The sequence below is a fragment of the uncultured Stenotrophomonas sp. genome, assembly GCF_963519925.1.
In the GTDB taxonomy this organism is placed as follows: domain Bacteria; phylum Pseudomonadota; class Gammaproteobacteria; order Xanthomonadales; family Xanthomonadaceae; genus Stenotrophomonas; species Stenotrophomonas maltophilia_AE.
Genome location: NZ_CAUQPH010000042.1, coordinates 1 through 19,962 on the forward strand (window position 1 = coordinate 1; position 19,962 = coordinate 19,962).

Consider the following 19,962-nt stretch of genomic DNA (forward strand, 5'->3'; position numbering starts at 1 on the left):
GCCAACGGCCGGCGCTACCGATAACGGGTCACGTGTTGTTTTCCATCCAGCGTTCGATGCTGCGTCGGTCGCGTGCGGCCAGCAGCTTCGGTGCCGCGGCCTGCAGTTCGGCCAGGTCGCTGTCGCGCACCGCACGCCGCACTTCCAGCAGCGTGCCGGGGTGCAGGCTGAACTCGGTCAGGCCCAGGGCCAGCAGCAGACGGGTCATGCGTGGGTCGCCGGCGATCTCGCCGCACACCGCCACCGGCACGCCGTGTTCGCGCCCGGTGCGCAGGATATGCGCCAGCAGGCGCAGCACCGCCGGATGCAGCGGCGAATACAGCTCGCCCACCGCCTCGTTGTTGCGGTCGGCGGCCAGCAGGTACTGCACCAGGTCGTTGGTGCCGATCGAGAGGAAGTCGACCAGGTCGATGAAGCTCTCCAGCGCGATCGCGGCGGCGGGCACTTCGATCATCGCGCCGAATGGAATGTGCTCGGCCACTTCGTGGCCTTCCGCACGCAGCAGGTCGGCCTGCTTGTTCAAGCGACGCCGCACGGCAAGCACTTCCTCGCGGGTACTCACCATCGGCAGCAGGATGCGCAGCTTGCCGTAGGCCGAGGCGCGCAGGATCGCGCGCAGCTGGGTGTCGGCCACTTTCGGCCGCGCCAGCGACAGGCGCACGCCGCGCAGGCCCAGTGCGGGGTTCTCTTCGTTGCTCAGGGTCAGCCCGGTACGGTCGGCCTTGTCCGCGCCCAGGTCCAGGGTGCGGATGGTCACCGGCCGCCCGCTCATGCCCAAGGCAGCATCGCGGTAGGTCTCGAACTGTTCCTGTTCGTCAGGCAGCTCGTCGCGCTGCAGGAACAGGAACTCGGTGCGGTACAGCCCCAGCCCATGCGCGCCCAGCGCATGCGCCTCGGTCACGTCCTCGCGCGATTCGGCGTTCGCCAGCAGCGCGATGTCGACGTTGTCGCGGGTGCGGCTGGGCTTGGTGCGCAGGCGGCCCAGCTCGCGTTGTTCGCGCGCCTGCTCGCGCAGCCGCGCGCGGTAATCGCGCAGGTCCGGTGGCAGCGGGTTGACGGTGATCTGGCCGGTGCTGCCGTCGATGCCCAGCACGTCGCCGTCGGAAATCTTCTGCAGCAGGTTGGGAACGTTGACGATCAGTGGCAGGTGCAGGCTGCGCGCCAGGATCGCGCTGTGCGACAGCGCGCTGCCGGCGGCGGTGACGATGCCGACCACCCCATGCGCCTGCAGCTGGGCCAGCTCGGAGGGCGCGATGTTGTCGCAGACCAGGATCTCCCCGGCCAGCCCCTTCACGTCCGGAGGGCGCTTCTGCAGGAATGCATGGATGCGCCCGATGACGTGGTCCAGGTCGTCCATCCGGCTCTTCAGGTAGGCATCGTCCATGCCGTCGAAGACCTTGGCCAGGCGGTCGCGCTGCACGCGCAGCGCGTAGCCGGCACTGTACGGACCGGTGCGGATCAGCTCATCCAGCCCGAACAGCAGCTCCGGATCGTCCAGCAGCAGGGCGTGCAGGTCCAGGAATTCGCCGACCTCCTTGTTCAGCGCTCCCTGCAGGCGTTGGCGCAGGTCGTGCATTTCTGCGCGGGCCGCATCCACCGCCCGATGCAGGCGCTGCAGTTCGGCTTCGACCTGGGCGGGAGCAATGCGTTGTTCGGCCACTTCCAGGGCATGCGGAAGGCGTACCCGGGCCCGACCCAGTGCGTTGCCACGCGAGGCACCATGACCGGACAGCAGCAGGGCGCCGGAGGCGGTCCGGGCCGGCGCGCTGGATCCCGGTCGCGGTGGCCCCGGCATGCTCAGCTGTCCTCGTCGAAGCGTCGCTCGAACAGGGCCACCACGGCGTCCATGGCGGCCACTTCATCTTCGCCCTCGATACGCACCGTGACCGGCGTGCCCTGGCCGGCGGCCAGCAGCATCACGCCCATGATGCTCTTGGCGTTGATCTCGCGGCCCTTGGCGGCCATGGTCACGTTGCAGCGGAACGGCGCCAGCACCTGCACCAGCTTTGCAGTGGCGCGGGCATGCAGGCCCAGGCGGTTGGATACGGTGAGTTCACGTTCAAGCATCGTCGACAATCGCTCCATTGCGAGTACCCGCCGCCGCAGTGGCGGGCAGTTGATCCAGTCCCTGTTCCGGATAATTCATCACTCGCAACAACATCGGCAGGCTCAGCGCCGAGACCCGGCGGGCCGGGGTGCCCAGGCGGGCCAGCTGCGCTGCCAGATTGCTCGGGCTGGCGCCATACAGATCGGTCAGGATCAGCACGCCCTCACCGCTGTCGACCCGCCGCAGGGCGGCCGAGGCGAGCGGGAGCAGGGCGTCCATGTCCGCGTCGAACGGTACTTCGAAAGCTTCGGTCTTCAGCGGCAGGTGCCGCAGCAGCCGGGTCGCCACGTCCAGCAGCGACGTGCCTACGCCGGGATGAGTTACTAGGAGAATGCCACAGGTCATTGTCGAACGTTAACATCCCAACATGAATTGGGGATACACCGAGCACGGCAACGCACTGTTGGCCTGGCGATACCGGTAGCAACGGACCGTTGGTCCGTTGGCTTCAATCCAGCTCCCGGTGGAAAGTGGCCACTTCCGGCCAGCCCTGCTCGCGGGCGTGCCGTGCCAGGCGCTCGGCCAGGTACACCGAGCGGTGCTTGCCGCCGGTGCAGCCGAATGCCACGGTGACGTAGCTGCGGGTGTCGTTGCCGAGCCGCGGCAGCCAGGTGTCGAGGAAGTCGACCAGCTGGGCCACGTACCGTTGCACGTCCGCCTGCGCTTCCAGATAGTCGCGCACCGGCGCTTCTCGGCCGGACATCGGGCGCAGCTGCGGGTCCCAGTGCGGATTGGGCAGCACCCGGGCATCGAAGACGAAATCGGCCTCGGCCGGCACGCCGCGCTTGTACGCGAACGATTCGAACAGCAGCGACAGCTTGTTGCCGTGGCTCAGGGCGAATTCGGTCACCACTTTGCGGCGCAGCTGGTGCACGTTGAGGCTGGTGGTGTCGATCACCGCATCGGCCGCGCGCCGCAGCGGGGCGGTCAGCTCGCGCTCGCGCGCGATCGCTTCGGGCAGCGACAGCCCCAGCTGGCTCAGCGGGTGGCGGCGGCGGGTGTCGGCGTAGCGCTTGAGCAGGGTTTCATCGGTGGCATCGAAGAACAGCAGCTGCGCGTCCAGCCCGGCGGCCTTGGCGTCTTCGCGCCAGTGCGACAGCTGGCTCAGGTCGCTCTGGCCGCGCACGTCGATGCCGACCGCCAGCCGGCGCGGCGCGGCGGCGTCGTGCCCGGCCAGCAGGCTGCGCACGAAGTCGGGCAGCAGGTTGATCGGCAGGTTGTCCGAACAGTAGTAGTCCAGGTCTTCGAACGTCTTCAGTGCCACGGTCTTGCCCGAGCCGGACAGCCCGCTGACGATGATCAACGTGGCCGTGGCGCTCATGGCGTGCGCCGCTCCAGCAGGTTGCTGTGGCGGGCGATGAACATCGCGGCCGGGTCGATGCCCTTGGTGCGCAGGATGTGCAGGCGGGTGGCCGCTTCGGTCAGCACCGACAGGTTGCGGCCGGGCATCACCGGCAGGGTGATCAGCGGCACGTCCAGGTCCAGCACGTGGCGGGTGCCGGAATCGCCGGTCAGGCGCTCGTAGCCGTGTGGGGTGGGTTCGGTCATGGGCTTGGTCAGGTGCACGATGAGCCGAAGGTACTTGTTCTTCTTTACCGCCGTGTCACCGAACATCTCGCGCACGTTGAGCACGCCCAGGCCACGTACTTCCAGCAGGTCCTGCAACAGTTCCGGGCAGGTCCCGTCGAGCACGTCGGGGGCGATCTGGGTGAACTCAGGGGCGTCGTCGGCCACCAGGCGGTGGCCGCGGCTGAGCAGTTCCAGCGCCAGCTCGCTCTTGCCCGAGCCCGCTTCGCCGGTGATCAGCACGCCGATCGAGTAGATCTCCATGAACACGCCATGCAGGATCACCCGCGGCGCCAGGGTCCGGGCCAGGTGGTAGGAAAGATGGTTGAGCAGCTCATGGCCGCGCTTGGGCGAGATCCACAGCGGGGTCTGCGATTCGTCGGCGGCCGCGCGCAGGTCTTCCGGGCAGGGCTGGTTGCGGGTGATCACCAGCGCCAGCGGGTGTGACTGCATGATCCGCTCGATGGTCTCCCAGCGCTGGCGCGAATCCAGCGAATCCAGCCAGGACAGCTCTTCGGTGCCCAGGATCTGCACCTTGTTGGGGTAGATGGCATTGAGGTAGCCGGCAAGCGACGGACGCCGCGACACGGTGTTGCCGGCCTCCAGTTCGCGTCGCTCGCCCTTCTGCCCGGCCACCCAGCGCAGGCTCAGGCGGTCGCGCTGCTGCTCGAACAGTTCTCGGGCGGTGATGCTGGTATTCATGCGGCGCTCGCCGGCGGCGGATAGTGGATGACCTGGAGCAGAGCGTCGCTGTCGCGCGCGTCGCGCAGCGCTTGGCGGAACGCGGGTTCGGAAAACGCTTCGGCCAGCTCCGACAGCAGCATCAGGTGCTGGTGGGTGTAGTGGCTGGGCACGGCGATGGCAAACACCAGGTCCACCGGCTCGTCGGCACCGAAATCGACCGCGCTTTCAAGCCGCAGCAATGCGCCCCGTGGGCGTTCCAGCGCGGGCGCGCGACCGTGCGGAATGGCGATGCCGTGGCCGATGGCGGTGCTGCCGAGCGTTTCGCGCTCGCGCAGGTTCTGGAACAGCATCTCTGCATTGGCTTCGCGGCAGGCCAGCAGCCGCGAGGCGGCCTTCAGCACACTGTCGCGATCGGCGGCCGGCAGCACCTGGGTGCGCACGGCCGCCAGTAGATGGGTCAAGGGCATGGAAGCGGGGAGGCGGGGTCGTCAGACGCCATTGTCGCTTATCGGAACGCCCGGCGCGTGCTGCTGCTTCTTTTCCTTGTGCTTGACCACCAGTCGGTCGAGCTTGTCGGCCAGCACGTCGATGGCCGCATAGATGTTCTCGCCGCCGGCTTCGGCGTGCAGGGTCTGCCCCGGGATGTTCGCGCTGGCATCTGCATGGTGTTCGTTCTTGCGCAGCTCCAGGGTGACCCGGATTTCACAATGCTGGTCGAAGTGCTTGTGGATCCGCTGCAGCTTGGTGTCCACGTACTCCTGCATGGCCGGGGTCACTTCCACGCCTTTGCCAAACGTCTCGATGCGCATCGGGTTTCTCCTTTGTTTCGGATGAGCCAATGAACCTTCCCGCCAGGCGCGGTGGAGCGTCAGGCAATACGTACGCGTTCGTGCGAGGCGGAAATGTTCATGGCCTCACGATACTTCGCCACGGTGCGTCGCGCCACCGGTATGCCCGAGGTTTTGAGCAGGTCAGCCAGCTTGGCGTCAGAAAGCGGCTTGCGCGGGTTCTCGGCGTCGATCAGGCGCCGGATCATGGCCTGGATGGCGGTACTGGAGGCCTCGCCGCCGCCGTCGGTGTCGATCCCCGAGGCGAAGAAGGCACGCAGCGGCAGGGTGCCGCGCGGGGTACGCACGTACTTGCGGGCGATGGCACGTGAAATGGTCGATTCGTGCAGGCCCAGCTCCCCGGCCACCTCGCGCAGGGTCAGCGGGCGCAGCGCCTGCTCTCCGAACTCCAGGAAGGCGGCCTGCTGCTGCAGCAGGCAGCGCATCACCCGCAGCAGGGTCTCGCCCCGCGCCTCCAGGCCCTTGAGCAGCCAGCGGGCCTCCTGCAGGTGCGCGCGCAGGTAGCCGGCGTCGCTCTCGCCGCAGCGGCGGATCATCTGTTCATAGCCGCGGTGGATGATCACCTTGGACCCGGCGTGGCCGGCCAGGGCCGCCCGCCAGGTGCCGTTCTGGCGCCAGACCACGCAGTCGGGGACCACGTAGCTGTCGTGGTCCAGCTCGCCGATCTGGGCGCCGGGCCGGGGGTCGAGCGAGCGCAGCAGCTGGACCGCGACCTCCACCGCCGCCACCGGCTCGCGCAGCTCGTGGGCGATGCCGTTCACGCCGCTGCGCGGCAGCCGCTCCAGCGGTCCGTCGGCGATCCGCCGGGCCAGCCCCAGCCCGGGGGTCTGCGGGTCCAGCACGTCCAGCTGCAGCTGCAGGCACTCGCCCAGGCTGCGCGCGCCGACCCCGATCGGGTCGAAGCGCTGGATCTGGTGCAGTACCGTGAGGATCTCGGCTTCATCGGCGTGAATGGCCGGCAGCAGGGTGTCGGCGATGGCCGACAGCGGCTCGCGCAGGTAGCCGTCCTCGCCCAGCGCATCGATCAGCGCCGCGCCAATGCTGCGGTCGCGCCGTGAAAGGTGCGACAGGTGCAGCTGCCAGAGCAGGTGGTCGGCCAGGTTCTCGGTTTCGGCCACGCGCTCGGCGGCGCTGCCGTTGTCATCGTCATCGAACGAGCCGCCGCTGCCGCCGCTGGCCCAGTCACCCTCGCCGGGTGCCCAGTCGTCGGCCGCCTGGGCGGGGCCGTCACGGTCGTCGCCGCGCTCGCTGGCCTCGGGCGGGGGCTCTTCGGATCCGGGCGTGGTGTCCAGCGCGGGTTCAGCGTTCTCGGCCCAGTCCAGCAGCGGATTGGTTTCCACCGCTTCGGCCAGCTCCAGCTCCAGTTCCGCGCTGGACATCTGCAACAGCTTGATGGCCTGGCGCAGCTGCGGCGTCATGACCAGTTGTTGCCCCAGCGATGTCTGCAGCCGTGCTTTCATGCCTGTGCCGAACGGAGGGAAGGCGATGCAGCGGCCGGCGGATCAGAGCTTGAAAGTCTCTCCAAGGTACACGCGGCGGACGTCTGCGTTTTCCAGGATCGCGTCCGGCGCCCCCTGCGCCAGCACGCTGCCTTCGTTGAGGATATACGCGCGGTCGCAGATTCCCAAGGTTTCGCGGACATTGTGGTCGGTGATCAGCACCCCGATGCCACGCTGCTTGAGGTGGGTGACGATGCGCTGGATCTCGCCGACCGAGATCGGATCGACGCCGGCGAAGGGTTCGTCGAGCAGGATCAGGCGCGGTTTGGCGGCCAGGGCGCGGGCGATTTCGCAGCGGCGGCGCTCGCCGCCGGACAGGCTGGCGCCCATCTGGTCGGCCACGTGGCCGATCTGCAGTTCGTCCAGCAGCGAATGCAGCTCTTTCTCGCGCCCGGCCTTGTCCAGGTCCTCGCGCAGCTCCAGCACCAAACGCAGGTTGTCGGCCACGGTCAGCTTGCGGAACACCGACGGTTCCTGCGGCAGGTAACCCACGCCCTGTTTGGCCCGGGTGTACATCGGGTCCGCGGTGATGTCCTTGCCGTCGAGCACGATGCTGCCGGCATCGGCTTCGACCAGGCCGACGATCATGTAGAAGCAGGTGGTCTTGCCGGCGCCGTTGGGGCCCAGCAGCCCCACCACTTCACCAGCCTCCAGGGTCAGGCCGAATTCCTTGACCACTTCGCGCTGCTTGTAGCGCTTGCGCAGGCCTTTGGCAACGAGCATTACTTCTTGCTCCCGGCGGTGGGGACGGTGGTCCGGGTCGGGGTGGCGGCCGGCTTGGCGGCCGCGGCCGGGGCCTTGTTCTTGGGCGGGATGACGGTGCGCACGCGCTGGCCGTCGCCGCCGCTGTTCATCTGGCCGGTACGGGTGTTGTAGGTCATGCTGCCGCCGGTGTTGACGCCCTGCGCGCTTTCCACGCGGTAGTTGCCGGTGAGCACGATGGTTTCGGTGGTGATGTTGTAATCGATGCTGTCGGCGCGGGCGTTCATCTTGCTGCCGTCGTCGAGCTCCTGCTTCATCGTGGCCTGCTTGCCGGTGAACACCGCGCGCTCGGCTTGGCCACCCTTGATATGGATCTGCGCGCTGTCAGCGCGGATTTCCAGGGTGCCCTGGGTGATCACCACGCCCTTGGTCAGGTTCATGACGCCATCGCCCATGATCATGCCGTCCTGGGCGCCGGAATCGATGGTCATTTCCTGGTTGCGGTCGGAGGTCTTGGCCTGGACCGTGAGCGCCGGAACCATCAGGCCCAGGGCAAGTGCAGCGGCGTAGAAGATCTTCATGACGTGGGGCTTTCCTGCCAATGTCGGGGAAACGGCCAATGCCGTCGTAATAGTGTCGTGGCGCATCAATGACGGGGGGTGTAACGCGTCTTGACCTGGCTCAGGAACTGATAGGTCTTGTCGCTGGAATTCAACGCGAAGCCCACCCCGGACTGGGTCATGCCGGGTCGGGTCAGGGTGACCAGGCCGTCGGAGGTCGCCCGGTTTTCCTTCGGGAACACGTCCAGCTGCTCGGTGCGGAAGGTGGTCGGTGGCACGCTCGGCACGCGGGGGCTGTCGCCGCTGACGTTGCCGGTCAGGCGCAGCAGGTCGCCGGTGGCGCTGATCCAGCCGGTGTCGCTGCGCAGCTCCCAATGGTTGCCATCGCGGTCGGGCAGCAGGAACAACGGGGTCTGGATGGTGGTCGTTTCATCGTTGCGCATGCGCTCCAGCAGCGGCGCGCGCAGGGTGGTCGATTCGTGGCCCTGTTCGTCCAGCGCGACGATCTGGAAATCATGCAGCACGTAGTCCTTGCTGCCGTCGTCGCCGGCGTCGGGCAGGACCTGGTTGCGATCACGCAGCAGCGCCCAGCCGCTCAGCAATGCGGCCGCCAGCAGCAGGCCTCCAAGCAAGGTGCGCCAGTTCATGCGCCGTACCTCGCCAATACCGCGTCGACATGGCCCTGTGCGGCCAGCAGCACGTCGCACAGTTCGCGTGCGGCGCCGCGGCCGCCGTCGGCACGGGTCTGCCAGTGCACGCGTTCGGCGATCCAGGGGTGCGCGTTGGCCGGGGCCACCGCGAGCCCGACCGCGCACAGCGGGGCCAGGTCCGGCAGGTCGTCGCCCATGAAGGCGACCTGGTCCAGGCCGATGCCGTGCTGGTCGCACAGGGCGCGGACGCTGGCCAGCTTGTCGCCCACCGCGATCTGGGTGTCGATCCCCAGGTCGGCGCCGCGCTTGAGCGCGGACAAGCTGTTGCGCGCGGTGATCAGCACGGGGTGGATGCCGTGCTGCTGCAGCAGTTTCAGGCCCAGACCGTCCTGCACGTAATACGCCTTGCTCTCGTTGCCGTCACGGTCGTAGTAAAGCCGACCGTCGGTGAGCGTGCCGTCCACGTCGAAGCAGGCCAGCCGGATACGGCCGGCAGCGGCATGCAGGTGGGACGGGAAACCGGGCAACGGAGAGTAGGGCATCAGGTGTACAGGTCCAGCTGAATGGAGGAGTGCCACTGTGGTTTAAACCACCCGGGCCCGCAACAGGTCATGAATATTGAGCGCGCCGACCGCACGTCCTTCGCCATCGACCACGATCAGGCCGTTGATCTGCTGGGTTTCCATCACCCGCGCCGCTTCCACGGCGAGCTGGTCGGCGCCGATGGTACGGGGGCTGCGGGTCATCACATCGACGATCCGCGCGCTGCGCACGTCCAGGTCGCTGTCCAGCGCGCGGCGCAGGTCGCCGTCGGTGAACAGTCCGACCAGCCGCTGGTCGGCGTCGACCACCGCGGTCATGCCCAGTCGCTTGCGGCTCATTTCGACCAGGGCCTCGCTCAGGCTGGCGTTCTCGCCGACCTGGGGCAGCTCGTCGCCGCTGTGCATGACGTCGGTGATGTGCAGCAGCAGGCGGCGGCCGAGGCTGCCCGCCGGGTGCGAGCGGGCGAAGTCGTCGGCGGTGAAGCCGCGCGCGTCGAGCAGGGCCACCGCCAGGGCGTCGCCCATGGCCAGCGAGGCGGTGGTACTGGAGGTGGGCGCCAGCGCCAGCGGGCAGGCCTCGGCCGGAACGCTGACGTCCAGGTGCACATCGGCGGCCAGCCCCAGCGAGGAGCCGGGACGGCCGGTCATGGCGATCAGGCGGTTGCCCTGGCGCTTGAGCACCGGCAGCAGCATCAGCACCTCGTCCGATTCGCCCGAATAGGACAGCGCCAGCACGACGTCGGCTTCGGTGATCATGCCCAGGTCGCCGTGGCCGGCTTCGCCCGGGTGCACGTAGAACGCCGGGGTGCCGGTGGAGGCCAGGGTCGCGGCGATCTTGCGCGCCACGTGCCCGGACTTGCCCATGCCGGTGGCCACCACGCGGCCGCGGCTTTCCAGCACCAGCTGGCACGCGCGGGCGAAGTCCTCGCCCAGGCGCCCGGCCACGGCGGCCAGGGCATCGCGCTCGATCCCGAACACGCGGCGGCCGCTGTCGACCAGCGCGGCCGGGTCGGCGGAGGAGGGGGGCAGGGGCGATACAGCCATGCGGGCGCCACGCGGAGGAGTAGAATGAGCGCTCATTTTATTAGGAAAGCCCGTTGGACGCCGAGACCATCCGTAAATTGATCGAAGACGGCCTGCCTGGCGCCCGTGCGGACGTGCAGGGCGACGACGGGGTGCATTTCGAGGCCACCGTGGTCTGTGACGCCTTCGCCGGCAAGCTGCCGCTGGCCCGCCACCGCATGGTCTACGCCACGCTGGGCGAGCTGATGGGCGGGGCGATCCACGCGCTGGCACTGAAGACGGTGACCCCGGCCGAAGTGGCCGGTTGATCGCCGAAGTACCCGTTGCCTTCGACCATCCAGCCGACCAACGGTCGGCTCTACCTCACCCCAAGTAGATTCCATGGCCAAGATCGTAGTGACCGGCGGCACGCCGCTGCACGGTGAAGTGAACATTTCCGGCGCCAAGAACGCCGTCCTCCCCATCCTCTGCGCCACCCTGCTGGCCGATGCGCCGGTGGAGATCACCAACGTGCCGCACCTGCACGACGTGGTCACCACGGTGAAGCTGCTCGGCGAGCTGGGCGCCAAGGTGACCGTCGACCAGGGCACGCTGTCGCGCGGCAGCGCGATCGTGGTCGACCCGCGTCCGGTCGACCAGCACGTGGCGCCGTATGAGCTGGTGCGCACCATGCGCGCCTCGATCCTGGTGCTGGGCCCGCTGCTGGCGCGCTTCGGCCAGGCCGAAGTGTCCCTGCCCGGTGGCTGCGCGATCGGCTCGCGCCCGGTCGACCAGCACATCAAGGGCCTGCAGGCGCTGGGTGCGGAGATCGTGGTCGAGAACGGCTTCATCAAGGCTCAGGCCAAGCGCTTGAAGGGCGCGCACTTCACCTTCGACATGGTCAGCGTGACCGGTACCGAGAACGTGCTGATGGCCGCGGTGCTGGCCGAAGGCACCACGGTGCTGGACAACGCCGCGATGGAGCCGGAAGTGACCGACCTGGCGCACTGCCTGATCGCGCTGGGCGCGAAGATCGAGGGCCTGGGCACCGCCCGGCTGGTGATCGAAGGCGTCGAACGCCTGTCCGGTGGCCGCCATGAAGTGCTGCCCGACCGCATCGAGACCGGTACCTTCCTGGTGGCCGCGGCGATGACCGGTGGCAAGGTCACGGTCAACCGTGCGCGCCCGAACACCATGGACGCCGTGCTGGCCAAGCTGGTCGAGGCCGGGGCGAAGATCGACACCACCGAGGACAGCATCACCCTGGACATGCAGGGCAAGCGTCCGCGTGCGGTCAACCTCACCACCGCGCCGTACCCGGCGTTCCCGACCGACATGCAGGCCCAGTTCATGGCGCTCAACTGCGTGGCGGACGGCGTCGGCGTGATCAATGAAACGATCTTCGAGAACCGTTTCATGCACGTCAACGAACTGCTGCGCCTGGGCGCGGACATCCAGGTCGAAGGCCACACCGCGATCGTGCGCGGTGCCGAACAGCTGAGCGGTGCGCCGGTGATGGCCACCGACCTGCGTGCGTCGGCCTCGCTGATCCTGGCCGGCCTGATGGCCGATGGCGATACCACCATCGACCGCATCTACCACCTGGACCGTGGCTACGAGAACATCGAAGAAAAGCTCTCCTCGCTGGGCGCCACGATCCGGCGCGTCGCATGATCCTGCGCGGCCAGTTCACCCGTCGCCGCAAGGCGCTGCTGGTCCTGGTGCTGGTGGTGCTGGGCTGGCTGGGGTATGCCTGGTATGCCGACATCGCCATCACCCAGGGCCTGGAACAGCAGGACATGGACTGGGACGGGGATGGCACGGTGAGCCGCACCGAGGTGCTGCAGTCGTTCTACGCCGTGGGCGTGAAAACCACCGAGGAAGGCAACCGGCACTGCAAGGCGTTTTACTGGCGCAGGACCGCCGAGCAGATCCGCGTGGACTGCAGGACGGTGTTCCAGGCAGAAACGCCGGCCAAATGAAAAACGCCCGCTCGACGCGGGCGTTTTTTCGTATCGACCAACGGTAGATACCCGATGGGTTATTTGAACGACTTGATCGTGAGGTCCAGCGCGTCCTTGCCGCCTTCGCGCTGCAGCAGTCGCGCCGGCACCGGGAAGTCCTTGACCACCCAGGCGATCAGCTCCTTGTTGCCGTCCACGCGCGACACCTTGGTGGCCTCGTAGGGCTTGCCCCCCACGTTGACCTGTTCGGTCCCGATCACCTTGTAGGTCATCGGTTTGACCCGGCCTTCGTCGACCATGCGGTAGGTCAGCGGCTTGCCGGCGGCCAGGTCGCGAGCGATGGCCAGGTTGATCAGCAGGGCGTCCATGTCACCTGGCTTCAGCGCAACCGGTCCGGCGCGATCGGGCTTGATGTCGCCTTTCCAAGTTGCCTGGTTCTTGCTCCAGTCGTACGTGGCATCGACGTTCCGCTTCTTCACCAGCAGCGCCGAGCGATCGGAGCTGCTCAGGGGACGCAGGCGGCCATTGACCTCCTCGAAGACGGTGTTCTGGCTCAGCGTGGCCAACTGGCTGTTGACGTTCAAGCTGTAGGTCCAGGTGTTGCCATCGCCCTTGGTCAGGGTCATGGTGCCCGGCGCCACCACGCCCATGTAGTTGGCCTGGTACTGCGCGGTGAACGGCTGCATCGCCATGGCCGGCAGGCTGGTCAGCGCCAGGGCACCGGCGGCGACCCAGGACAGCGGGCGGTTGAGAATGGTCATGGTCAAACTCCTTGGTATTCGATCAGGCGCAGGTCGATGCGATCTTCGCCGTCTTCGCGTTGCAGGATGCGCACCGGGGTCGGAACCCCGTTGGCGACCCAGAGAATGGTTTCGTCGTTGCCGCCGTTGGTCCGGTAGACCCGCAGCGCGTTGTAGGACAGTTCGCCGACCTGCACGTTCTCGGTATCCGGCGCGGCCTGGTAGTCATGCTGCCGCACGCGGCCCACGTCGACATAGCGGTAATGCATCTGCGCGCCGGGGCGCGCGTCGCGCATGATCGCCAGGTTGATCAGCAGCGCGCTCTGGTCGCCGGCCTGCAGCGGAATGGGTTGGGTGCGTTCTTTCTTCAGGTCGCCGGTCCACTGCGCGGTGCCGGCCTGCCAGTTATAAGTGCCGGTGACCTTCTTGCCCAGGAACAGGCCCTTGCGGACCGTGGACTGGCTGAGCGGCACATAGGTCGTGCCCTGCTTCTCGAACACGGTGCTCTGTTCGAGATTCAGCCCCAGCACGCTGGCGAAACCGCGACGGCCCACCACCTGCATGTCCACCCGCCACTGGCTGCCACCGGTGTTGGTCACCCGCATGATGGCATCGCCCGCTTCCTTGCCCTTGTACAAGGCCTGGTAGGTCGCGGTAAACGGCTCCAGTGGTGGCGCTTCCCAGGCCATCGGCGGCAATACCGGTGGTGCGGGCACTGCCGGCGTTGCGGCCGGGGCTTCCGTTCGTGCAGGCGGCTCCTGCGCCGCGGCAATGGCCACGGTGCACAGCAGGGACGCCAACAGCAGCACGACCTGGGACGGAGACGTTTTCATGCGTAAGGGCACAAACGATAGGGGAGGGGAGGATGCCAGTGTCCAGGTCAGCGGCGCGTGTGCGCTACGACGGGACGTTCAGCTCTCCGGCGCAATCTAGGCGCAGCGGACTGAACAGGGGGTGGCCGTCGACCTGGAGCTGCCCGTCGCGTTCAGCTACGCGCCCGGCCACCAGCCACTGCAGGCTGCTGATCAGCAGCGGGTGTTCTACCGCCAGCACGCGCTGGGCCAGCTGGTCGGCGGTGTCGCCGGGCAGTACCGGCACCCGGGCCTGCGCCAGCACCGTGCCGGCGTCCAGCTCGGGCACCACGAAATGCACGCTGGCGCCGGCGTCGGCGTCGCCGGCCTCGATCGCGCGCGCGTGGGTGTGCAGGCCTTTGTACAACGGCAGCAGCGATGGATGGATGTTGACCAGGCGGCCGCTGAAACGCTGCACGAAGGCCTCGCCGAGGATGCGCATATAGCCGGCGCAGACCACCCAGTCCGGTTTGAACACGGCCAGCGCGTCGCCCAACGCGGCATCGAAGGCGGCGCGGTCGGCGAAGTCCTTGGGCGAGCGCGCCCAGCGTCGCTCCGGCGCGACCTTCTGGAGTGCGGAGGCCTCCGGCTTGTCGGACAACACCGCCACCACCTCGGCGTCGAGCGTGCCGGCGGCGATGGCATCGAGGATGGCCTGCAGGTTGCTGCCACGGCCGGAGGCCAGCACCGCGATGCGGCTGCGCGAACCCGGGGACGCAGTGTGGCTGGCCGGGGTCATGCCGCAACCGTACCGTCCGTGGCCGCAAAGCTCGCGACCACTTCCGGGCGCATCAGCACGATCAGCGCGTACACGCCCAGCGCGATGCCGAGCGCGCCGGCCAGGCAGGCCGCGCCCGCGGCGATCCGGCAGAGCCCGTGCGAACGGCGTTCGGCCATGCGCCGCGCGCCGATGATGTTCAGGCTGCCCAAAGCGGCGAAGACCGCGGCGGCGCCCACCATGATCGCCGCCAGCAGGGCGGGCTGGGCGTCGGGGTTGGCGCTGTTGCTTTCACTGATGTACCCGCCGGCGGCGCCCAGCACCAGGATCGGCACCAGCAGCAGTTCCAGCGCCCCCAGGATGTAGAACAGGATCTTCAGCGTATGCAGGTGCGAGGCGACCTGATGCGTTGTCCAGCCGCGCGGGACGTTCAGCGGCGGGGGCGTGGCAGACATCGGGAAACCTCAGGCGTGGGCAGTGGGGGAAGCGTCGAAGGCGGCCTTGACCGCCGGCCGCAGCAGTACGATCAGGGTGAACACACCCAGCACGGTGCCCAGCGGCATCAGCATGCACGACAGGGCGGCGACTACCAGGCACAGGGTATGACGCTGCTGGCGCGCCAGGCACCTCCCGGCGTAGGCCATGAAGCCAGCCAGGGTGAGTCCGCACAGGATCAGCATCGAGCCGATCCCGATGAACATCCAGCCGAACAGCCGGGTTTCCCCGAGCGAAGCGGTGCCCCCGTTGCTTTCAATCGGCATCGCGCCGGTCAGTGCGGCGACGCCGAGGCCCACGTGGATCAGCGGGAACAGAGAGAACAGCGCGGTCAGGCCGGCCAGAACGTAATGCAGGATTGACAGCAAGTGTAGGTGCGACGCATTTTCCAGCGACAGCACGGAGCTGGGAAGCACTGGCGTAGTCATGGCCGGACGCGTCCAAACAGGGCCTTCACAGGCGGGCGGGTCAGCAGGATGAGCGTGGGCACACCGAGGACGACTGCAGGAACGGTGACGCATGACACACCGGCAGCGACCATGCAGGCGACGTAGCCGCGGCGGCGGGTGAGACAGATGGCCGCGACCAGCAATACGACCGCCATGCCTGCGGGAATCGCAGCGGACAGATAGGGGAGCATGTCAGCCCAGGGGGCGGGTGGCCGCGCTTCTACCGGCATGTCCGCGAACATGCTGTTGACGATCCACCAGGACGGAATCGCCCAAAGCAACAGCAGTACGGCCAGGATGACATGCAGCCGCGGCAGCCAGCGCAGCAGGCGCTGGTCTGCGGGGCTCAACCCGTGGGCATTTGATGGGACTGGAACAGGTGCATCCATGCGCAACTCCTTCAGTGAATGTCAGCCGATCCGCACGCGTTCGCTGCCGGTGGCCGCGACCACCTTGCCGATCGTCCACTGCGCCAGGCCCTGGGCCTCGACGTCGGCGGACACGGCCGCGACCTGGTCCGGGGCGACGATCAGCACGAAGCCGATGCCGCAGTTGAAGGTGCGCCACATTTCGCTGTCGGCCACCGCGCCTTCCTTCTGCAGCCACTGGAACACCGGCGGCAGGGTCCAGGACGAAGCATCGATGTCCAGGCCCAGGCCCTCGGGCACCACGCGGATGATGTTCTCGGTGAGGCCGCCACCGGTGATGTGGGCCATGCCGTGGATGGACGCGCCGTGGCTCTTGAGCAGGGCCAGGATCGGCTTCACGTACAGGCGGGTCGGGGCCATCAGCGCGTCGACCAGCTTGACCCCGCCCTCCAGCTCCAGCTCGGCCGGCTGGCCGGCGCGGTCGTAGATGCGCCGCACCAGCGAGTAGCCGTTGGAGTGCGGGCCGGAGGAGGCGATGCCGATCAGCACGTCGCCCTCGGCCACGCTGGCGCCGTCCTTGAGTTCGCTCTTTTCCACGCCGGCGACGGTGAAGCCGGCCAGGTCGTATTCGCCCGGGGCATACATGTCGGGCATTTCAGCGGTTTCGCCGCCGATCAGCGCGCAGCCGGCCTCCGTGCAGCCGTTGGCGATGCCGCCCACGACCGCCGCAGCGGTGTCGATGTCCAGCTTGCCGGTGGCGAAATAGTCCAGGAAGAACAGCGGCTCGGCGCCCTGCACCAGCACGTCGTTCACGCACATGGCGACCAGATCGATGCCGATCGTGTCGTGCCGGCCCAGCTGTTGTGCCAGCTTCAGCTTGGTTCCCACGCCGTCGGTGCCCGAGACCAGCACCGGTTCGCGGTACTTGCTGGACAGGTCGAACAGGGCGCCGAAACCGCCCAGGCCACCCATCACCTCGGGCCGGAAGCTGCGCTTCACCAGCGGCTTGATGCGCTCGACCAGTTCGTTGCCCGCGTCGATGTCGACGCCGGCGTCGCGGTAGGTCAGGGGGGAGGGGTTGGACGGGGAATTGGTCACGGGCGTCGGGCTGCGCTGGAGTGAAAGCGGGATTTTAACAGGCCACGTTGGCGCGCAGGCCCTATTCGGGCAACAATTCCCCCCGGATACGCTCAATGGAAGTCCTGATGCGCCGCAGCCTCTTTTTGATGATGTTCCTCGCGCTATGCCTGCCGGTGGCCACGATGGCCCAGAGCGGCCTGCGTACCGAAGGCGACGTGGCCACCGCCAGTGGCGCCTACGAGGCCGAAGTACCGGTCAACAGCCAGGGCGACGCCGACCGCAACGGCGCCATGGCCCGCGCGCTGGGCAACGTGCTGGCCAAGCTGTCGGGCGACCGCAGCGTGATCACCCGCCCCGGGGTGATGCAGGCCCTGCGCGACGCGAAGAACTACGTGGCCAGCTACGACTACCGCCAGGACCAGAGCACCTCGGCCACCGGCGCGCCCAGCTACCGCACCATGCTGGTGGCGCGGTTCCGCCAGGACGACGTGGATGGCCTGATCTCGGCCCTGGGCCTGCCGCTGTGGCCGCAGCCGCGGCCCAAGCCGGTGGTCTGGCTGGCCATCGACGATGGCAGCGGCCCGCGCCTGGTCACCGTGCAGCAGGCCAATGCGGCCCGCCCGCTGCTGAACCGGGCCATCGAGCGCGGCTACAAGCTGGGCCTGCCCACCGGCAGCGCGGCCGAGCAGGCCGTGGTCGGCGCGATCTGGCGCCAGGACACCGCCGCGGTGGCGCGCGCTTCGTCGCGCTACGCCCCGCCGATGCAGCTGGTCGGCAAGCTCTACCGCGACAAGACCGGCGGCTGGGTAGCCGACTGGGTGTTCGTGGACGGCGGCCGGGAACTGAACAAGTGGAGCACCAACGACAGCGACGCCCGCCGCGCGATGGCGGGGGGCGCCGACGGTGCCGCCGATGCGCTGGTGCGCCGCTATGCCAAGGCCGGCGCCGCCACCGGTGCGGCCGGCAGTTACACCATCGTGGTCACCGGGCTGAACAGCGCCGAGGATTACCTGCGCCTGGCCGCCGGCCTGCGCGAGAGCCCGGTGGTGCGTAACATCACCCCGCTGCGGGCCTCCGGCGACCGCCTGGAGCTGTTGCTGGAAATGACCACCGGCCTGGCCGGGCTGAACCGGATGCTGGGCGAGAACGGCGTGATCGTGCCGCTGGCCCCGCTGCCGGTGCCGATCGACGAAGACGCCGCTCCCGGCACCCCGCCGCCCCCGGCCAGCAATGAGTACCGCCTGCGATGATCCTCACCCCGGAAGCCGAGATCGCGCAGTTCCTGCGCCGCGTCAAATACATTCTGTTCGCGCTGGCGGTGGGTTGGGTGGTGTGGCTGCTGGCCCCGATCCTGACCCCGTTCGTGCTCGCCCTGGCGCTGGCCTGGCTGGGCGACCCGCTGGTGGACCGGATCGAGGCCAATGGCCGCTCGCGCATCACCGGCGTGGTGCTGGTGTTCGTGGCCATGGTGCTGGTGATCACTGCGGCCCTGCTGATCCTGGTGCCGATGATCGAACGCCAGATATCCACCCTGATCGCGGCCATTCCGCAGGCCCAGCAGTGGCTGATGGAGCGCGGCATTCCCTGGTTCGAACAGAAGACCGGGATGGAGATCATGCCGTGGCTGGAACCGGACCGGCTGATCGACTGGGTGCGCAGCCACTGGGAGCAGGCCGGCGGCTTCGCCAAGACCTTCTTCGGCTACGTGTCGCGCTCGGGCTTTGCGATGGTGACCTGGGTGGTCAACATCCTGCTGCTGCCGATCCTGGCGTTCTACTTCCTGCGCGACTGGGACAAGCTGGTCGAACGGGTGGCCTCGACCATCCCGCGCAACCACGTGGGTACCATCACCAAGCTGGCGCGTGAGTCCAACGAGGTGCTCGGCGCCTTCATCCGTGGCCAGTTCCTGGTCATGGTGGCGCTGGGCCTGATCTACGCAGTCGGCCTGTCGCTGGTGGGGCTGAAGCTGGGCCTGCTGATCGGCCTGATCGCCGGCCTGATCAGCTTCATTCCCTACCTGGGCGCCACCACCGGCATCGTCATGGCGGTGCTGGCGGCGCTGGTGCAGGCGCAGGGCTTCGACCTGAAGCTGCTGATCCTGGTCGGCGTGGTGTTCACCGTGGGCCAGCTGCTGGAAAGCTACGTGCTGACCCCGCGCATCGTCGGCGACAAGATCGGCCTGCACCCGGTGGCGGTGATCTTCGCGGTGATGGCCGGTGGCCAGCTGTTCGGTTTCCTGGGCATGCTGCTGGCGCTGCCGGTGGCGGCGGTCAGCAACGTGCTGCTGCGCTACGCACACCTGCGCTATCGCGAAAGCGAGTTGTATGCCGGCGAGAAGACCGCGATCGTGCTCGATTCGTACATCGACAAGCCGACCCTGATCGTCGACACGCCCAAGGGTCCGGAACTGAAGTGAGCGTGGTGCCGCAGCTGCCGCTTGCCCTGCGTTACCCGCAGGACGAGCGTCTGGAAACCTTCATCGGCGCACCGGACGGTGCGCTGGCGCAGCTGCGCGCGATCGCCGTGGGCGAAGACCCGCACTGGGTCTACCTGGAGGGCGCGGCCGGCACCGGCAAGACCCACCAGGCGCTGGCGATGTGTTCGCTGGCCCAGCAGGCCGGGCGGCAACCGACCTATCTGCCGTTGAAAGCCGTGGTGGGGCGCGTGCGTGCCGCGCTGGAGTCGCTGGAAGGCCGCGACCTGGTGACCCTGGACGGGCTGGATGCGATCGCCGGGCAGCGCGACGATGAAGTGGCGCTGTTCGACTTCCACAATCGCGCGCGCAACGCCGGCGTCACCCTGCTGTATACCGCGCAGCACGCGCCGGACCAGCTGGGACTGGTGCTGCCCGACCTGCGCTCACGCCTGCAGCAGTGCGTGCGCGTGGTGCTGCAGCCACTCGATGACGAAGGCCGTGCGGCGGTGTTGCGCGAGCGCGCGGCGCGGCGTGGACTGTCGATCGACGAAGCGGCGATCGAATGGTTGTTGACCCGCACCGGTCGCGAACTGGGCAGCCTGGTCAGCCTGCTTGACTGGCTGGACCGCGAATCGCTGGCCGCGCAGCGGCGCATTACCGTGCCGTTTTTGCGGCAGGTGGTGGAAGAGGGGTCGCACCGGTTGTAATGGCGCGCGGCTTC

26 protein-coding genes are annotated in these 19,962 nt (G+C 68.1%); 6 read left to right on the plus strand and 20 right to left on the minus strand.

Features of this window, described 5'->3' with window-relative positions; genetic code table 11:
• Nucleotides 1-28 precede the first annotated feature (28 nt).
• The 13 genes from ptsP to RWO33_RS09830 form a co-directional block, all read right to left on the minus strand.
• Nucleotides 29-1,795 (minus strand): phosphoenolpyruvate--protein phosphotransferase, encoded by a 1,767-nt coding sequence (gene ptsP, locus RWO33_RS09770; protein ID WP_314104690.1) that lies wholly within the window; start codon nucleotides 1,793-1,795, stop codon nucleotides 29-31.
• A 2-nt stretch (nucleotides 1,796-1,797) separates the two neighbouring features.
• Nucleotides 1,798-2,067, minus strand: a complete 270-nt coding sequence (locus RWO33_RS09775; protein WP_145478395.1) for an HPr family phosphocarrier protein — start codon at nucleotides 2,065-2,067, stop codon at nucleotides 1,798-1,800.
• Nucleotides 2,060-2,452 (minus strand): PTS fructose IIA subunit family protein, encoded by a 393-nt coding sequence (locus RWO33_RS09780; RefSeq protein WP_068849788.1) that lies wholly within the window; start codon nucleotides 2,450-2,452, stop codon nucleotides 2,060-2,062. Before RWO33_RS09780 ends, RWO33_RS09775 begins: the two co-directional genes overlap by 8 nt.
• Before the next feature lie 103 nt (nucleotides 2,453-2,555).
• Nucleotides 2,556-3,428 carry an RNase adapter RapZ gene (gene rapZ, locus RWO33_RS09785; protein WP_145478393.1) on the minus strand — a complete coding sequence of 291 codons (873 nt, stop codon included), beginning with the start codon at nucleotides 3,426-3,428 and terminating at the stop codon, nucleotides 2,556-2,558.
• Nucleotides 3,425-4,375: an HPr(Ser) kinase/phosphatase gene (hprK, locus tag RWO33_RS09790; protein WP_068849794.1), complete on the minus strand. Its 951-nt coding sequence runs from the start codon at nucleotides 4,373-4,375 to the stop codon at nucleotides 3,425-3,427. Before hprK ends, rapZ begins: the two co-directional genes overlap by 4 nt.
• Nucleotides 4,372-4,824, minus strand: a complete 453-nt coding sequence (locus RWO33_RS09795; RefSeq protein ID WP_145478392.1) for a PTS sugar transporter subunit IIA — start codon at nucleotides 4,822-4,824, stop codon at nucleotides 4,372-4,374. Before RWO33_RS09795 ends, hprK begins: the two co-directional genes overlap by 4 nt.
• A 21-nt stretch (nucleotides 4,825-4,845) precedes the next feature.
• Nucleotides 4,846-5,166 carry a ribosome-associated translation inhibitor RaiA gene (raiA, locus tag RWO33_RS09800; protein ID WP_314104691.1) on the minus strand — a complete coding sequence of 107 codons (321 nt, stop codon included), beginning with the start codon at nucleotides 5,164-5,166 and terminating at the stop codon, nucleotides 4,846-4,848.
• A 59-nt stretch (nucleotides 5,167-5,225) separates the two neighbouring features.
• Entirely contained in the window at nucleotides 5,226-6,665 is a 1,440-nt protein-coding gene (locus RWO33_RS09805) for an RNA polymerase factor sigma-54 (RefSeq protein WP_314104692.1), read from the minus strand.
• A gap of 42 nt (nucleotides 6,666-6,707) precedes the next feature.
• On the minus strand, nucleotides 6,708-7,427 hold the full coding sequence (lptB, locus tag RWO33_RS09810; protein ID WP_145478389.1) for an LPS export ABC transporter ATP-binding protein: 720 nt from the start codon (nucleotides 7,425-7,427) through the stop codon (nucleotides 6,708-6,710).
• On the minus strand, nucleotides 7,427-7,987 hold the full coding sequence (gene lptA, locus RWO33_RS09815; protein WP_314104693.1) for a lipopolysaccharide transport periplasmic protein LptA: 561 nt from the start codon (nucleotides 7,985-7,987) through the stop codon (nucleotides 7,427-7,429). Before lptA ends, lptB begins: the two co-directional genes overlap by 1 nt.
• A gap of 65 nt (nucleotides 7,988-8,052) precedes the next feature.
• Nucleotides 8,053-8,613, minus strand: coding sequence for an LPS export ABC transporter periplasmic protein LptC (lptC, locus tag RWO33_RS09820; protein ID WP_314104694.1), 561 nt, complete (start codon nucleotides 8,611-8,613; stop codon nucleotides 8,053-8,055).
• On the minus strand, nucleotides 8,610-9,158 hold the full coding sequence (locus RWO33_RS09825; RefSeq protein WP_145478386.1) for an HAD hydrolase family protein: 549 nt from the start codon (nucleotides 9,156-9,158) through the stop codon (nucleotides 8,610-8,612). The genes lptC and RWO33_RS09825 overlap by 4 nt, the downstream gene beginning before the upstream one ends.
• Nucleotides 9,159-9,200: 42 nt before the next feature.
• The gene (locus RWO33_RS09830; protein ID WP_314104695.1) at nucleotides 9,201-10,202 is read right to left on the minus strand and encodes a KpsF/GutQ family sugar-phosphate isomerase; all 1,002 of its coding nucleotides are present in this window, start codon (nucleotides 10,200-10,202) and stop codon (nucleotides 9,201-9,203) included.
• 53 nt (nucleotides 10,203-10,255) lie between these two features.
• Between RWO33_RS09830 and RWO33_RS09835 the strand changes: the two genes are divergently transcribed.
• From RWO33_RS09835 to RWO33_RS09845, 3 genes are all read left to right on the plus strand, one after another.
• Entirely contained in the window at nucleotides 10,256-10,489 is a 234-nt protein-coding gene (locus RWO33_RS09835; protein WP_314104696.1) for a BolA family protein, read from the plus strand.
• Between the two features lie 73 nt (nucleotides 10,490-10,562).
• A complete protein-coding gene (gene murA / locus RWO33_RS09840) occupies nucleotides 10,563-11,834 on the plus strand; it encodes a UDP-N-acetylglucosamine 1-carboxyvinyltransferase (RefSeq protein ID WP_145478383.1) in 1,272 nt (423 codons plus the stop codon).
• A complete protein-coding gene (locus tag RWO33_RS09845; RefSeq protein ID WP_314104697.1) occupies nucleotides 11,831-12,142 on the plus strand; it encodes an EF-hand domain-containing protein in 312 nt (103 codons plus the stop codon). The genes murA and RWO33_RS09845 overlap by 4 nt, the downstream gene beginning before the upstream one ends.
• A gap of 59 nt (nucleotides 12,143-12,201) precedes the next feature.
• On the opposite strand, the gene RWO33_RS09850 is transcribed toward RWO33_RS09845, so the two are convergent.
• From RWO33_RS09850 to purM, 7 genes are all read right to left on the minus strand, one after another.
• Entirely contained in the window at nucleotides 12,202-12,885 is a 684-nt protein-coding gene (locus tag RWO33_RS09850; protein ID WP_314104698.1) for a DUF3108 domain-containing protein, read from the minus strand.
• Nucleotides 12,886-12,887: 2 nt separating this feature from the next.
• The gene (locus RWO33_RS09855) at nucleotides 12,888-13,697 is read right to left on the minus strand and encodes a DUF3108 domain-containing protein (RefSeq protein ID WP_314104699.1); all 810 of its coding nucleotides are present in this window, start codon (nucleotides 13,695-13,697) and stop codon (nucleotides 12,888-12,890) included.
• A 64-nt stretch (nucleotides 13,698-13,761) separates the two neighbouring features.
• The gene (gene purN, locus RWO33_RS09860; RefSeq protein ID WP_314104700.1) at nucleotides 13,762-14,454 is read right to left on the minus strand and encodes a phosphoribosylglycinamide formyltransferase; all 693 of its coding nucleotides are present in this window, start codon (nucleotides 14,452-14,454) and stop codon (nucleotides 13,762-13,764) included.
• Nucleotides 14,451-14,888 carry a hypothetical protein gene (locus RWO33_RS09865; protein WP_145478378.1) on the minus strand — a complete coding sequence of 146 codons (438 nt, stop codon included), beginning with the start codon at nucleotides 14,886-14,888 and terminating at the stop codon, nucleotides 14,451-14,453. Before RWO33_RS09865 ends, purN begins: the two co-directional genes overlap by 4 nt.
• A gap of 9 nt (nucleotides 14,889-14,897) precedes the next feature.
• Nucleotides 14,898-15,356, minus strand: a complete 459-nt coding sequence (locus RWO33_RS09870) for a hypothetical protein (protein WP_314104701.1) — start codon at nucleotides 15,354-15,356, stop codon at nucleotides 14,898-14,900.
• Nucleotides 15,353-15,766 carry a hypothetical protein gene (locus RWO33_RS09875; RefSeq protein ID WP_314104702.1) on the minus strand — a complete coding sequence of 138 codons (414 nt, stop codon included), beginning with the start codon at nucleotides 15,764-15,766 and terminating at the stop codon, nucleotides 15,353-15,355. Before RWO33_RS09875 ends, RWO33_RS09870 begins: the two co-directional genes overlap by 4 nt.
• A 21-nt stretch (nucleotides 15,767-15,787) precedes the next feature.
• A complete protein-coding gene (purM, locus tag RWO33_RS09880; protein ID WP_314104703.1) occupies nucleotides 15,788-16,843 on the minus strand; it encodes a phosphoribosylformylglycinamidine cyclo-ligase in 1,056 nt (351 codons plus the stop codon).
• Nucleotides 16,844-16,950: 107 nt separating this feature from the next.
• Here purM and RWO33_RS09885 point away from each other — a divergent pair, with 107 nt between their 5' ends.
• Genes RWO33_RS09885 through hda form a run of 3 tightly spaced genes read left to right on the plus strand, consistent with a single transcriptional unit; the run spans nucleotide 16,951 to nucleotide 19,948 of the window.
• Nucleotides 16,951-18,075, plus strand: a complete 1,125-nt coding sequence (locus RWO33_RS09885; protein WP_314104704.1) for a DUF2066 domain-containing protein — start codon at nucleotides 16,951-16,953, stop codon at nucleotides 18,073-18,075.
• Nucleotides 18,072-19,241 (plus strand): AI-2E family transporter, encoded by a 1,170-nt coding sequence (locus RWO33_RS09890; protein WP_145478374.1) that lies wholly within the window; start codon nucleotides 18,072-18,074, stop codon nucleotides 19,239-19,241. The genes RWO33_RS09885 and RWO33_RS09890 overlap by 4 nt, the downstream gene beginning before the upstream one ends.
• Nucleotides 19,238-19,948, plus strand: coding sequence for a DnaA regulatory inactivator Hda (gene hda / locus RWO33_RS09895; protein ID WP_145478373.1), 711 nt, complete (start codon nucleotides 19,238-19,240; stop codon nucleotides 19,946-19,948). The genes RWO33_RS09890 and hda overlap by 4 nt, the downstream gene beginning before the upstream one ends.
• Nucleotides 19,949-19,962 lie beyond the last annotated feature (14 nt).